General features: G+C 72.4%; 11 protein-coding genes. 4 read left to right on the top strand and 7 right to left on the bottom strand.

Features of this window, described 5'->3' with window-relative positions; all coding sequences use genetic code 11:
- Nucleotides 1–126: 126 nt before the first annotated feature.
- Together AB0C03_RS03875 and AB0C03_RS03870 are read right to left on the bottom strand one after the other, a co-directional pair.
- Nucleotides 127–969 carry an endo alpha-1,4 polygalactosaminidase gene (locus AB0C03_RS03875; protein ID WP_357634037.1) on the bottom strand — a complete coding sequence of 281 codons (843 nt, stop codon included), beginning with the start codon at nt 967–969 and terminating at the stop codon, nt 127–129.
- Nucleotides 970–1,086: 117 nt separating this feature from the next.
- Nucleotides 1,087–2,247 (bottom strand): CAP domain-containing protein, encoded by a 1,161-nt coding sequence (locus AB0C03_RS03870; protein WP_030335272.1) that lies wholly within the window; start codon nt 2,245–2,247, stop codon nt 1,087–1,089.
- A gap of 371 nt (nt 2,248–2,618) precedes the next feature.
- Between AB0C03_RS03870 and AB0C03_RS03865 the strand changes: the two genes are divergently transcribed.
- The 3 genes from AB0C03_RS03865 (at nt 2,619) to AB0C03_RS03855 (ending at nt 7,394) form a co-directional block, all read left to right on the top strand.
- Nucleotides 2,619–2,813, top strand: coding sequence for a hypothetical protein (locus AB0C03_RS03865; protein WP_007456482.1), 195 nt, complete (start codon nt 2,619–2,621; stop codon nt 2,811–2,813).
- Nucleotides 2,814–3,159: 346 nt separating this feature from the next.
- Nucleotides 3,160–6,774 carry a chromosome segregation protein SMC gene (gene smc, locus AB0C03_RS03860; protein WP_210865766.1) on the top strand — a complete coding sequence of 1,205 codons (3,615 nt, stop codon included), beginning with the start codon at nt 3,160–3,162 and terminating at the stop codon, nt 6,772–6,774.
- Nucleotides 6,774–7,394 (top strand): HAD family hydrolase, encoded by a 621-nt coding sequence (locus AB0C03_RS03855; protein ID WP_210865767.1) that lies wholly within the window; start codon nt 6,774–6,776, stop codon nt 7,392–7,394. Before smc ends, AB0C03_RS03855 begins: the two co-directional genes overlap by 1 nt.
- A gap of 72 nt (nt 7,395–7,466) precedes the next feature.
- Here AB0C03_RS03855 and AB0C03_RS03850 read toward each other — a convergent pair whose 3' ends face one another.
- Nucleotides 7,467–8,417: an SMP-30/gluconolactonase/LRE family protein gene (locus tag AB0C03_RS03850; RefSeq protein ID WP_357634031.1), complete on the bottom strand. Its 951-nt coding sequence runs from the start codon at nt 8,415–8,417 to the stop codon at nt 7,467–7,469.
- A 76-nt stretch (nt 8,418–8,493) separates the two neighbouring features.
- Here AB0C03_RS03850 and AB0C03_RS03845 point away from each other — a divergent pair, with 76 nt between their 5' ends.
- Entirely contained in the window at nt 8,494–9,468 is a 975-nt protein-coding gene (locus AB0C03_RS03845) for an ArsR/SmtB family transcription factor (protein ID WP_210858525.1), read from the top strand.
- Between the two features lie 11 nt (nt 9,469–9,479).
- Here the strand turns inward: AB0C03_RS03845 and AB0C03_RS03840 are convergent, their stop codons facing one another.
- The 4 genes from AB0C03_RS03840 to AB0C03_RS03825 form a co-directional block, all read right to left on the bottom strand.
- Entirely contained in the window at nt 9,480–10,001 is a 522-nt protein-coding gene (locus AB0C03_RS03840) for a DinB family protein (RefSeq protein WP_030335262.1), read from the bottom strand.
- Nucleotides 10,002–10,044: 43 nt separating this feature from the next.
- Nucleotides 10,045–10,539, bottom strand: a complete 495-nt coding sequence (locus AB0C03_RS03835; RefSeq protein WP_030335260.1) for a universal stress protein — start codon at nt 10,537–10,539, stop codon at nt 10,045–10,047.
- Between the two features lie 9 nt (nt 10,540–10,548).
- Nucleotides 10,549–12,126: an MDR family MFS transporter gene (locus AB0C03_RS03830; RefSeq protein ID WP_483414222.1), complete on the bottom strand. Its 1,578-nt coding sequence runs from the start codon at nt 12,124–12,126 to the stop codon at nt 10,549–10,551.
- Between the two features lie 187 nt (nt 12,127–12,313).
- Nucleotides 12,314–12,754 carry a MarR family winged helix-turn-helix transcriptional regulator gene (locus AB0C03_RS03825; protein WP_245233712.1) on the bottom strand — a complete coding sequence of 147 codons (441 nt, stop codon included), beginning with the start codon at nt 12,752–12,754 and terminating at the stop codon, nt 12,314–12,316.
- Between the last annotated feature and the right edge of the window lie 2 nt (nt 12,755–12,756).

Below are 12,756 nucleotides of genomic sequence, written 5' to 3'. Positions count from 1 at the left end.
AATCCGCCGATCTTGCACTTTCGGTGGCGACAAAGCCGAATGAACCTGGCATGTCGACCACCGAAAGTGCAAGATCGCGGGGTGCGGGGTGCGGGGTGGGTGCGGGGTGCGGGGTGCGGGCCGGGATCAGGGCAGGGGGCAGGCTTCCCGGGAGGCGTCCAGGGTGCGGTCCTTGCGGATCGACGCGAAGCCGTAGCCGACAGTGGTGACACAGAAGTCGTCGGTGGAGCCGGTGTACTCCACGTGGAAGACCGGCTTGCCGGCGTCGCTGAACGGCAGCAGTTTGGCGCACTGGGCCAGCCGGACGCACTCCTCGTTGACCGCGAAGTCGAAGTCCGGGGCGAGCGCGGCGAGCTGCGGCACGTCGTTGGCCAGCCCGGGGGAGAGGCTCAGCGAGCGGGCCAGCTCGGCCAGCCGGCGGTTGAACAGCAGTTGGTCGTCGAAGTCGAGCGGAAAGCCGGTGCGGGCCGCGTACCCGTCGGCGTCGAAGAGCGCCACCGCGCCGAAGCCCTTGCCCCGGCAGAGTCGGAAACGGTCGGCCAGCACCGGCTTGAGCGCGTCCCAACTCCGGACGTCCAGCCACCGGCTGTCGGGTCGACGCCCGGCCGCGCCCCGGACGATCTCCGGGAACCGGTTGGCGTCCGGGTCGTCGGAGCCGACCGACCCCACGTTCACCTGGCAGATCAACCGGCGGTCCCGAGAGCGCAGCTCGGCGGTCTGCGCGGCGGTGGTGGTCACCGGGTCGAGCAGGAAGACGTCGGCGTCCACCGCCGGATCGAGCGGGCCGCTGAGCTGCCACTGCCACTGCCAGTGCCGGGCCTGTTCCGTCGGCCAGGCGGTGGGCGCGCCGGGTGGGGTCAGCGCGGGACGGCACCCGTACGCCGGCAGCACCAGCACGAGCACGACGCTGGCCGACAGGGCGCGGCGCAGTGGGCGTACGGCGACGCGTCGCCGTGGCCGGATCCGCATCGGCAGCTCCCGGGTCCCGGACGGCCGGTCGCCGCCCGCACCGGTACGCGGCCCCCACGCTCCGGCCCGACGTACCTCACCGGGTCAAACGAGCGCGGGGGCGGGAACGACGCGCGATCAGCGCGGCGCCGCGAAGACCTGCGTCCAGTACGGTCCGTTGCTGCTGGCGATGCCGACGCCGATCTCGGTGAACGCGCAGTTCAGGATGTTTGCCCGGTGGCCGGAGCTGTTCATCCAGGCGTCCATGACCGCGGCCGGGGTCTTCTGGTTCCAGGCCACGTTCTCGCCGTACGTGCGCCAGGTGTAGCCGACCCGGTCCAGCCGGGTGCCGGCGTTGCTGCCGTCGCTGCCGGTGTGCGACATGTTCTGGTGGTCGGCCTGATCCTGGCTGTGCCGCTGGGCGGCAGTCATCAGCTTGTCGTCGATGCTGAGCGCCTTGCAGCCGGCCTTGGCTCGTTCGGCGTTGACCAGGTCCACCACCTCGCGGGCCTGGGCGCTGACCGAGCCGCTGGAGCCGCCGGTGTTGGTGGAGCCGCCGGTGCTGCTCGGCGCGCTGGTGCGCGCGACGCTGCGCCGTGACGCCGCGGTGCTCCGCGGCGATGTCGGCGTGGGCTTGACGACCTTGCTCGGCGTCGGGCTCGGCGACGTCGGGCTGGGTGTGGCGGACGGGGAGGGCGCGGCGAGGGTGTCCAGCACCGGCTCCTCGGTCGGTACGGCCGACGCGGCGTAGGAGTCGTCGACGGCCGTCGGTTGCGCGGCCCCGTCGTCACCGCCGGGAAGCGCGAGCGCGCCGACGCCGAAGCTCACCACGAGGGTGGCGGCCGCGGCGGCGCCCCCGATCATCAGCGGCTTGCGCCAGCGGCGTGGGGAGCGGTGCCGTCCCTCTGCGGTCCGCCCGGTCTCGGCGGCGGCGCGCCAGCCGTTGCTGGTCTCCGGGTCGCTGTCGGGCTGCCAGCCGCCGGGCGCCTCATTCTCGGCGTGCCAGCCGCCGGTGTCCTGCGGCCCCGGGCGGTTGTCGCCCCAGCGGCTGTTCGCACCGTCCGGCTGGTGGGCCGGCCATGGCGCCGTGTGCGCCTCCGCGGGCGTCGCCGGCTCCGGCTGTCGGCCGCTGGTGGGCTGCTCCCGGTGCCACTCGTCGCCCGGCTGACCGGGCTCGTCACCGAACAGATAGGCCGAGCGGGGCTCCGGGCGGTCGTGCAGCCAGGCCGGCTCGTCGGTCGGCCCTCCGGTGCGCCGGGGGGCGCCGTTCGGGTCCATCGGATCGGTCCAGCCGTACACGCCTATGCCTCCAGGGGTCGGTTGCGGGCCGGGGTGACGCTACGGCGCGCCTACGACCTGCGGCAACGTGGCTAAGAAAGAGTTAAGGCGAAGTCGGACGCCAGGGTGCGGACTTCGGCGGATCCGGGCGTACAGTAAAGGCGTCCGGACAGAGAGTGTCCGTGCCTTGCGGCAGCCCCCCGACAAGTGGACAGGTCGACGTGGAGATGATCTACGGCCTGCGAGAACTTGACGAAGGAGGGGTTTGCGGCTCAATATATAGGTGTCGCCAGTCGCGCCCGGTCATGCCCAGATACAGCCTGGAATGACAGCCGCGTACAAATGGGCGCGCGTTGGCCGGCCTTTCCGGCAGCGCATATCAAGGAGTCAGCATGGCGAAGGCCCTCTACGGCCACGTAGGTGCAGCGCCCGACCGGCGTCTGCTCGACGAGGTCACCCGACTGCGTGCCAGGGTCCAGGCACTGGAGTTCGAGATCACGCGTCTGCGTGCCGACAATGATCGGCTCGCGGCGGCTGCGGCGGAGGCGGACGATCTGCTCCGTCTGGCCGAGCCGGCGCTGACCTGATCTTCAGGTCCTCAAAACTGAATCGCACCACCGCAAAAATGCGCGCCGACACCTCTGTGCCGGCGCGCAACACTGTCCGGCACCTTTTCGACACCGACCATTCATGATCTTGCGATGGGTCGGGGAAGCGCACCTCGCAGTTACCGAAAAGCGCGTCGATGGATAAGCGATCATGAAAGGTGCTTGCCTTTCTTTGCGGGCGACAGAACGGCAGCGCCCCCCACGGTCGACGCGACGCGGGGCGGGTCGCGTGCCGGCCCGCTCCCACCGCCGGGTTAGTCTGCGAGTTCACCCAGGTCCCCACAGCCGGCGACGGTACGGCGGCCACCGGACGAGGATCGAGTAGGTGTATCTCAAGAGCCTGACGGTGAAGGGGTTCAAGTCCTTCGCCTCCGCCACGACGTTGAAGCTGGAACCCGGGATCACCTGTGTGGTGGGCCCGAACGGCTCGGGCAAGTCCAACGTCGTCGACGCCATCGCCTGGGTGCTCGGCGAGCAGGGCGCCAAGGCGCTGCGTGGCGGCAAGATGGAGGACGTCATCTTCGCCGGCACCGCCGGTCGGGCGCCGCTGGGCCGCGCCGAGGTCACCCTGACCATCGACAACACCGACGGCGCGCTGCCGATCGAGTACACCGAGGTCTCCATCACCCGCCGGATGTTCCGCTCCGGCGAGAGCGAGTACGAGATCAACGGCAACTCCTGCCGGCTGCTCGACATCCAGGAACTGCTCTCCGACTCCGGCATCGGCCGGGAGATGCACATCATCGTCGGGCAGGGCCGCCTCGACGGCATGCTGCACGCCAAGCCGGAGGACCGCCGCGCGTTCATCGAGGAGGCGGCCGGCGTCCTCAAGCACCGCAAGCGCAAGGAAAAGGCGCTGCGCAAGCTCGACGCGATGCAGACCAACCTCAACCGCCTCACCGACCTCACCGCCGAGCTGCGTCGTCAGCTCAAGCCGCTGGGCCGGCAGGCCGAGGTGGCCCGACGCGCCGCCGCCATCCAGGCCAACCTGCGCGACGCCCGGTTGCGCCTGCTCGCCGACGACCTGGCCACCCTGCGGACCACCCTGGATCGGGAGATCGCCGACGAGACCGCGCTGCGCGAGCGGCGTGAGCAGATCGAGGGCGAGCACGCCGAGGTGCAGGGCCGGCTCGGTGAGCTGGAGGCCGCCCTCGCGGAGGACGCTCCGCTGCTCGCTGCCGCCCAGGACACCTGGTACAAGCTGTCCGCCCTGCAGGAACGCTTCCGCTCGATCGAGCAACTGGCCCGGGAACGGCTGCGGCACCTGAGCGCCACCGGCGACGACGAGCGACCCGGCCGCGACCCGGACCAGCTGGAGGCCGAGGCCGAGCGGGTCCGCGAGCAGGAGGAGGAGCTGCGCGGCGCGCTCACCGACGACCAGATCCGACTGGCCGAGGCGGTCGAGCACCGCCAGGAGCTGGAACGGCAGCTCGCCGCCGCCGAACGGGAGCTGGTCGCCGCCGCCAAGGCCATCGCCGACCGGCGGGAGGGAATGGCGAGGCTCACCGGCCAGGTCAACTCCGCCCGGGCTCGGACCACCAGCGCCGGCGAGGAGATCGAACGCCTCGCCATCGCGCACGCCGACGCGCTGGGCCGCGCCGAGCAGGCGCAGGCCGACCTGGACGCGGTCGCCGCCCAGTCCACCGAGGCCGACCGGGACAACGCGGACCTGGATGCCCGGCACGCCGAGGCGGTCGCCGTGCAGGAGCGGGCACAGGCCAGCGTCCGATCACTGACCGACGCCGAGCGGGCGGCGGAGAAGGACGCCGCCACCTGGAAGGCCAGGGAGGAGGCGCTCGCCCTGGGACTGCGGCGCAAGGACGGTGCGGGGGCCCTGCTCGCCCGCGCCGGGGACGTGCCCGGCCTGCTCGGCAGCCTCGCCGGGCTGCTCACCGTCGCCCCGGGCCACGAGGCCGCGCTGGCCGCCGCGCTCGGCGGCCTCGCCGACGCGGTCGCCGTCAGTGGGGTGGACGAGGCCGTCGAGGCGATGCGGCTGCTGAAGATCTCCGACGCCGGCCGGGCCGGCCTGCTGGTCGGCAGCCCGGCGGGGCCCGGCATGACCGGCTCCGCGGACGCGCTGCGCCCGAAGCTGCCGGACGGTGCCCGGTGGGCGCCCGACCTGGTGGAGTGCGGCGACGAGCTGCGGCCGGCGGTGCACCGGGCCCTACGCGACGTGGCGCTCGTCGATGATCTCGCCGCCGCGGCGGAGCTGGTCGCCACCAACCCCGAACTGCGGGCGGTCACCCCGGACGGTGACGTGGTCGGGGCGTACGCGGCCGCGGGTGGGTCGGCCAAGGCCCCCAGCTACATCGAGGTGCAGGCCGCCGTGGAGGAGGCTCGCGCCAATCGGCTCACCGCCGAACGCGCCGCCTTGGAGCTGCGTGACCAGTTGGTCGAGGCGCGCGCCGAGGTGGCCGCCGCCAAGGAGGCAGTGCAGCACGCCGCCGCCGAGAAGCGCGAGGCGGAGAGCCACCGCAACGCCGCCGCCCGCCGCCTGGCCGAGCTGGGCGCGGCAGCCCGGTCCGCGAAGGCCGAGACGGACCGGCTCGGGGACTCCCGCTCCCGCGCCGAGGCCGCCCGGCAACGGGACCTCACCGCCCTCGCCGAACTGGAGGAGCGGCTGCGGCTGGCCGAGGAGACCCCGGTCGACGCCGAGCCCTCCACCGAGGAACGCGACCAACTGGCGGCCATGGTGCCGCAGGCCCGGCAGAACGAGATGGAGGTCCGGCTCGCCGTCCGTACCGCCGAGGAGCGGGTCTCCTCGATCGCCGGCCGGGCCGACTCCCTCGCCCGGCAGGCCACCGCGGAACGGGCCGCCAGGGAACGCGCGGCGGCCCGGCGGGCCGCCCGCGCCCGGGGCGCGAGCATCGCCGGGTCCGTCGCCGGTGGCGCCCGGGAGGCGCTGACCCGGCTGACCACCTCGATCGCGACGGCCGAGGAGCACCGCGACGCGGTCGCCCTGGAACGGGCCGCGCGCGAGGCGGAGCTTCAGGAGGTACGCGGCGCCGCCAAGCGGCTCGGCGCGGAGCTGGAGCGGCTGACCAGCCAGGTGCACCGCGACGAGGTGGCCCGGGCGGAGCAGCGGCTGCGAATCGAGCAGTTGGAGGCGAAGGCCGCCGAGGACTTCGGGCTGGACGTGGAGACGCTCGTCGCCGAGTACGGCCCCACCCAGCCCGTGCCGCCGACCCAGGTCGACGTCGCGGCGGCCGAACGGGACGGTCTGCCGGTGCCCGAGCCGGTGCGCTACGAGCGGCCGGTGCAGGAGAAGCGGGCCGCGAAGGCGGAACGCGAACTCGCCCTGCTGGGCAAGGTCAACCCGCTCGCGCTGGAGGAGTTCGCCGCGCTGGAGGAGCGTTTCAAGTTCCTCTCCGAGCAGTTGGAGGACCTCAAGGCCACCCGCCGGGACCTGCTCACCGTGGTCAAGGACGTGGACGAGCGGATCCTGGAGGTGTTCGCCAGCGCCTTCGAGGACACCGCCCGCGAGTTCGAGCAGGTGTTCACAGTGCTCTTCCCCGGCGGCGAGGGACGGCTGATCCTCACCGAACCGGACGACCTGCTCACCACCGGCGTCGAGGTGGAGGCCCGCCCGCCGGGCAAGAAGATCAAGCGGTTGTCGCTGCTCTCCGGTGGCGAGCGGTCGCTGACCGCGGTGGCCATGCTGGTGGCGATCTTCCGCGCCCGACCCAGCCCGTTCTACATCATGGACGAGGTGGAGGCGGCCCTGGACGACGTCAACCTGGGCCGGCTGATCACACTGCTGGCACAGTTGCGGGAGAAGAGTCAGCTGATCGTCATCACGCACCAGAAGCGGACGATGGAGATCGCCGACGCGCTCTACGGCGTGACCATGCGCAGCGGGGTCACCCAGGTGATCAGCCAACGGCTCAACCGGGCCGACGAGGACGACCAGCGGCACGGCCGCGGCGAGGAGAACGGGTAGTGGCTCGGGAACGCGCGACGGCGCTCCTGCTGGACTTCGACGGCGTACTGCGTCGGTGGGACCCGGCGGTGGCCGCCGTTGTGGAGCGGGAGTACGGCCTCTCCGAGGGGGTGCTCGGCGAAATCGCCATGCAGTGGGGGCGGCTCCAGCCGGTGCTCACCGGCCAGGTCAATCACGCCGAGTGGATGAGCAGTGTGGCGGACGCCCTGACCGAATCGGTGGGCAGCCCGGAACGGGCCCGCGCTGCGGTGGAGCAGTGGCAGAGCTACCGGGGAGAGGTCGACCAGGAGGTGCTGGCGTTCGTCCGGGAGGTCCGCGCGGCGGGCGTCCGGGTCGGGCTGGGCACCAACGCCACCGACCTGCTCGACGCCGACCTGGCCGCGCTCGGCCTGGTCGGCGAGCTGGACGTGGTGGTCAACTCCTCGGTGGTCGGCGTGCACAAGCCCGCCCCGGAATACTTCCAGGCCGCCTGCGTGGCCCTGGCCACCCCGCCGGCCCGGGTCCTGTTCGTCGACGACGAGGACTGGGCCGTGCGAGGTGCCCGGGCCGCCGGGCTGTCGGCGCACCGCTGGGGCGGCCACGCCGACCTCCGTTACCTGCGCGCCGCCCTGGCGTACTGAGCGAGGCGACAGCGGCGCGTTCGTCGGCATCGCGGTGACCCGGCCCGCCAACGCTCGGGGCGTCGGGCCGGGTCAGCGCAGCCCGGGGACCTGGGTGACGGTGAAGGGCGGCGCCGGGGTGGACGCGTTGAGCTGGCTGTTCACCCAGAGCAGCCGGCCGGCGTCGCGGACGATCGTGGTCGGCGACTGCGCCAGGCCGGCCGGACGGGACTGCCGTACCACCCGAGCGGTTCTCCGGTCGGCGTCCACAATCGCCAGGTTCACCGCGAAATCCCAGCCGCCGGCGCCGTCAGGAAAGTTCACCACCCCGTAGAGCCGGTCGCCCTCCACCAGCAGCCCGTCGGCGCCCAGCTGGCCGTCGATCACCTCGACGGCCCTGGCCGTCCGCCCGACCAGGTCGACCCGCCACAGCCGCTCGGTGCCGGGCTGACCGTTGCCCTGGTCGCCGACGAGCGCGATCCGCCCGCCGTCGGTGACGACGATGCCGTTGAGGAATCCCGGCGCGACCGGGAAGTCAGCGGGGGCGAGCCACCGTACGAGGTTCCCGACCGTCGGGCCGTCCAGCGCCGCCCGCCACAGCGTGCCGGTGGCCGAGTCGGTGACGTAGACCGCGTCGGCGGTCAGCGCCAGGTCGTTGAGGGCGGCGCCCGGCCCCGTCCGGCGGGCCAGCAGCTCACCGTCCGGGGCGTACACGAAGAGCGCGCCGGTGTCCCAGCCGGCGACGAAGATCCGACCCCGCCGGTCGACGTGCAACCCGGCCGCCCGGGTACGCCCGTCCGCCCCCGGCGGCAGGAACTGTCGCAGCTCCCGGTCGCGGACGTGACCACGGTAGACGGCACCGGTGCCGAGACTGGTGACGTAGAGGGTGCCGTCCCGGGTCACCGCGATCCCCTCGGGCAGCACCCCGGACGCCCGGGAGACCACGTACGTGTCGGGGCGCGGGCGTTCGGCGAGCGCCGGGGCGGGTACGGCGACGGTCAGCACGGCCAGGCCGGCGGTGGCCGATGCGAGCAGCTTTTTCATGGCCCGAGGGTCACCGCACCGCCGGGTCGTCTCCAGCCCCTTTCGCACCCGCCCGAAAGGTGGCAGCGTCGATGCCGTGGTGACTCTGCACCTGAGCGCGGCGGACCTCAGCCGTACCGTGTTGCGTGCCGAGCCGTCGGTGTTGTTGGAGCTGGGGGCTGCCGGGCAACGGGTGTTCCAGACCACCGTGCCGGAACACCTGGTCGCGTGGCGGGCCCGTACCCGTGCCGCACTGCGCCCGGTCATGTGGCCCTACCTGGACCTGTGCCGTCGCGAGAGGTGGTTCCCGGACTTCCTCACCCCGCCCCGCTTCGGTGGGGAGCTGGGCCCCGCGTTGGCGGAGGTCGCGGCCACCCCGGCGGCGACCCTCGCCGCGGAGCTACGACCGCGGATCGAGGCCGGCGAGCTGCCACCCCGGGTCGGTCCGCTCGCCGACGGGAAACCAGCCGCGGTACGCCGCCTACTCGATGCGATGGAGGCTTTCCACGCCGTCGCGGTGGGCGCGTACTGGGAGACGATCGTCGCGGCGGTGCACGCCGACCGGACGGTACGCGGTCGAGCCATCGTGGACGCAGGGCTCGACCGCGTGCTCCGTGGCCTCAGCCCTTACCTGCACTTCACGCCGACGGGGGACACGTACGAGCTGTCGTACCGGTGCGCCTTCGGCGGGGACGTCGGTCTGTCGCCGGGCGGCAGGGGCGTCACCCTGGTGCCCTCGTACTTCGTGCCGCAGCCCGCTGTGCTCGACGACCCGGCCGGCCCGCTGGTGCTGACCTACCCGATCCGGCCGGCCCGGCGGGAACTGGCCACCGGCCAGCCCCTCGCCCACCTGCTCGGCCGGAGCCGGGCCGCCGTGCTGCAAGTGGTCGCCGACGGCCTCAGCACCTCACAGGTGGCCCGAGCGGTGGGCATCTCGATCGCCTCCGCCAGCGAGCACACCAGCACCCTGCGCCGGGCCGGACTGATCGCCACCCACCGGGCCGGTTCGTCAGTGGTGCACACGCTGACCCCGCTGGGCGAGCACATGCTGCGGGCCGGGCGGCCGGACTGACGGCTACCCGGTCACTCGCCGGTGACGCCGTCGATGCGTTCGCGGATCAGATCGGCGTGCCCGTTGTGCCGGGCGTACTCCTCGATCATGTGCACGTACACCCAGCGCAGGTTGAACGTGCGCTTCTTCGGGCCGACCTCGGTGAACGTCTCGTCGAGCGAGTGGCCGGCGGCGGCCTCGCGGGCCAGCGCCACCTCGCGGTGGAAGATGGCGAAGTCGGCCTCGGCGTTGGCGGCGCTGACGTCGTGGTCGGCGTCCGGTGTCTCCGGGGTGAAGTACGGGTAGTCGACCTGCGCGCCGGCGAAGTTCTCCCGGAACCACCAGGCCTCGACCTCGGCCAGGTGCCGGACCAGGCCGAGCAGTGTCAGCCCGGACGGCTCCACGCTCGGTGTGCGCAACTGCTCCTCGGTGAGGCCGGCGCACTTGAGCAGCAGGGTCTGCCGGTGGTAGTCGAGCCAGCCGTCGAGCATGGTGCGCTCGTCGCCGACGTACGGTTCGGGGGTCCGGGTGATCTCCGGTGCGATCCAGGTCATGCCGCGCATCCTGCCCGGCCCCTCCGACAGCCGCGACCCGTTATCAGGGCACCACGACGACGGGCCAGCGGCCGGCCCGGACCAGCCGGGTGGCGACCGAGCCGACCAGCCGGTGCCCGGCCTGCTCGGAGGCCCCGACCACCACCATGTCGGCCTGGAACTCGTCGGCCGCGGCGCGCAGCTCGCCGTACGCGTCGCCGCGCCGCACCACCAGGGTCACCGGAATGCTCCACTGCTCGGCCCCGCGCCGGCACTCCCGACGCAGCTCGTCGGCCAGCTCGTCGTGGGTGCGCTGGACCGCGCCGGCATCCATCCCGGGCACCAGCGCGGTCAACCCGCTCGGCGAGCTGACGAAGACCACCACCAGCGCGGCGCCCTGCCGACGGGCGAGCCCCGCGGCGTAGAAGCCGGCCCGCTCGGAGGTGCGAGTGCCGTCGACGCCCACCATGATCACCCGTGGCCCGTCCGTGCCGCGCTCGAAAGGCAGCGGCCGGGCCCGGGGACCGTACTCCTCGCGGTCCGGTGCTCCCACGCCCATGGTTCTACCTCACCTCTGCTCGCCGGTACGGATCACGGGTGCGCCAGCGCCGGCGGCGAGTGTCGATTCCCGCTCGACCTCGCCGGAAACCGGGTTGCCGTTGTGCTGGCGCAGCGGCACCTCCTTGATGAAGGCCACCGCGATCAGCGCGATCAGCGCGAACGGGGCGGCGGTCAGGAAGATGTCGCCGGCGCCGTGGCCGTACGCGCTCTCCACCACCGCCCGCAGCGGGCCGGGCAGGGTGTGCACGTCGGGCAGGGTGCCGCCGCCGCCCGAGCTGGATGCCGGGATGCCGAGCTGGGCCAGCCCGTCGGCGGTGTAGTCCTTGACCTTGTGGGCGAGCACCGCGCCGAGGGCGGACACACCGATCGCGCCGCCGAGGCTGCGGAAGAACGCCACCACCGAGCTGGCCGCGCCGAGTTCGTGCGGGCCGACGGTGTTCTGCACGGCGAGGACCAGGTTCTGCATGGTCATGCCGAGGCCGACGCCGATCACCAGCATGTAGACGCTGAGCAGTGTGAAGTTGGTGTCGGCGCGGAGGGTGCCCATCAGCGCGAAGCCGATGGTGAGCAGCGCCGAGCCGATCACCAGGTACCGCTTCCAACGGCCGGTCCTGGTGATGACCCGCCCGATGACAGTGGAGGAGACCAGCAGGCCGAGAATCATCGGCAGGGTCATCAGACCGGACATGGTCGGGCTCTGACCGCGGCTGATCTGGAAGTACTGGCCCAGGAAGATCGACGCGCCGAACATGCCCACACCGACCGCGATGCTGGCGACGACGGCGAGGGTGATGGTGCGGTTGCGGAACAGCCTCGGCGGGATCATGGGCTCGGCGGCCCGGGTCTCGACCCGGATCGCCAGGGCGCCGAGGATCAGCGCGCCGACGACCATGGCGGCGGTCTGCCAGGAAGCCCAGGCGAACTGGTCGCCGGCGAGCGAGACCCAGATCAGCAGCAGCGACACGGCTGCGGTGATCAGGGTGGCGCCCCACCAGTCGATCTCGGCCTTCCGCTTGACGACCGGCAGGTGCAGGGTCTTCTGGAGCACGATCAGCGCGACGATGGCGAACGGCACGCCGACGTAGAAGCACCAGCGCCAGCCGAGCCAGGAGGTGTCCACGATCACGCCGCCGATCAGCGGTCCGCCGATGGTGCCGACGGCCATCACCGCGCCGAGGTAGCCGCTGTAGCGGCCCCGCTCGCGGGGCGCGATCATCGTGGCCATGATCACCTGGGCCAGCGCGGTGAGGCCACCGGCGCCGATGCCCTGGAGCACCCGGCACGCGATCAGCTCTCCGGTGCCCTGGGCGAGGCCGGCCAGCACCGAGCCCAGCACGTAGATCCCCAGGGCCAGTTGGACGAGGGTCTTCTTGCTGGTCAGATCGGCCAGCTTGCCCCAGATGGGGGTCGTCGCGGTGGTCGCGAGCAGGGCCGAGGTCACCACCCAGGTGTACGCGGACTGGCCGCCGTGCAGTTCGGTGATGATCCGTGGCAGCGCGTTCGAGATGACCGTGGATGAGAGGATCGCGACGAACAGGCCCAGAAGGAGGCCGGAGAGTGCTTCCAGGATCTGCCGGTGGGTCATGGTCACGGCGGTTGCCTGGGGAGGCACTGTCGCCTGGCTCATCGTTTGTTGCCTCCGAGCGGAGTCGGGGTGGAACGGCGGAGGGCGGGGCGCGCGGCCGCCTGAGAGTTGCCTGAAGCAACGGTATGCCTTAGTTGCCTGAAGCAACAACTTGTCCGACCGGCACCCTATTCCCGGTCACCGGGCGCTACTGCCAGGAGTCGTTGAACCGGCCGAGCAGCCGGGCGAAATCCTCGATGTCGCGCTCCGACCAGCCGTCCAGGGCACGCACGAACTCGCCCAGCCGGGCCGCGCGGGCCACGTCGAACCGGCGCTGCCCCTGCTCGGTCAGGCTGATCTGCGCGGCCCGCCGGTCACTCGGATCGGGGTCGCGGTGGACCAGACCGAGCACCTCCAACGCGTTGATCTGCCGGCTCAGCGTCCCCTTGCCCACGCCCAGCCGCGCCGCCAACTCGGTCAACCGGATCGACCCGCTCCGCCGCAACCAGAGCAGCAACCCGTAGGTGTTCGGCTCCAGATTCGGGTGCACCTCCCGGGCGATCTCCCAGGAGACCGCCCGGCCACGGCGCAGCAGAGCGGTCAACTCGTGCTCAACCGCCCGGATCGGCTCCGGCAGGTGCTCATCCACGG

Source organism: Micromonospora parva, assembly GCF_040649675.1.
Classification (GTDB): domain Bacteria; phylum Actinomycetota; class Actinomycetes; order Mycobacteriales; family Micromonosporaceae; genus Micromonospora; species Micromonospora parva.
The sequence above is the reverse complement of the archived record's forward strand: the minus strand, read 5'-3'. Positions and strand labels throughout refer to the sequence as shown.

Coding starts and splice junctions, on each gene's coding strand:
- AB0C03_RS03875 (WP_357634037.1), bottom strand. CDS start 969: ATGCGGATCCGGCCACGGCGACGCGTCGCCGTACGCCCACTGCGCCGC.
- AB0C03_RS03830 (WP_483414222.1), bottom strand. CDS start 12,126: ATGACCCACCGGCAGATCCTGGAAGCACTCTCCGGCCTCCTTCTGGGC.
- AB0C03_RS03835 (WP_030335260.1), bottom strand. CDS start 10,539: ATGGGCGTGGGAGCACCGGACCGCGAGGAGTACGGTCCCCGGGCCCGG.
- AB0C03_RS03850 (WP_357634031.1), bottom strand. CDS start 8,417: ATGAAAAAGCTGCTCGCATCGGCCACCGCCGGCCTGGCCGTGCTGACC.
- AB0C03_RS03840 (WP_030335262.1), bottom strand. CDS start 10,001: ATGACCTGGATCGCACCGGAGATCACCCGGACCCCCGAACCGTACGTC.
- AB0C03_RS03865 (WP_007456482.1), top strand. CDS start 2,619: ATGGCGAAGGCCCTCTACGGCCACGTAGGTGCAGCGCCCGACCGGCGT.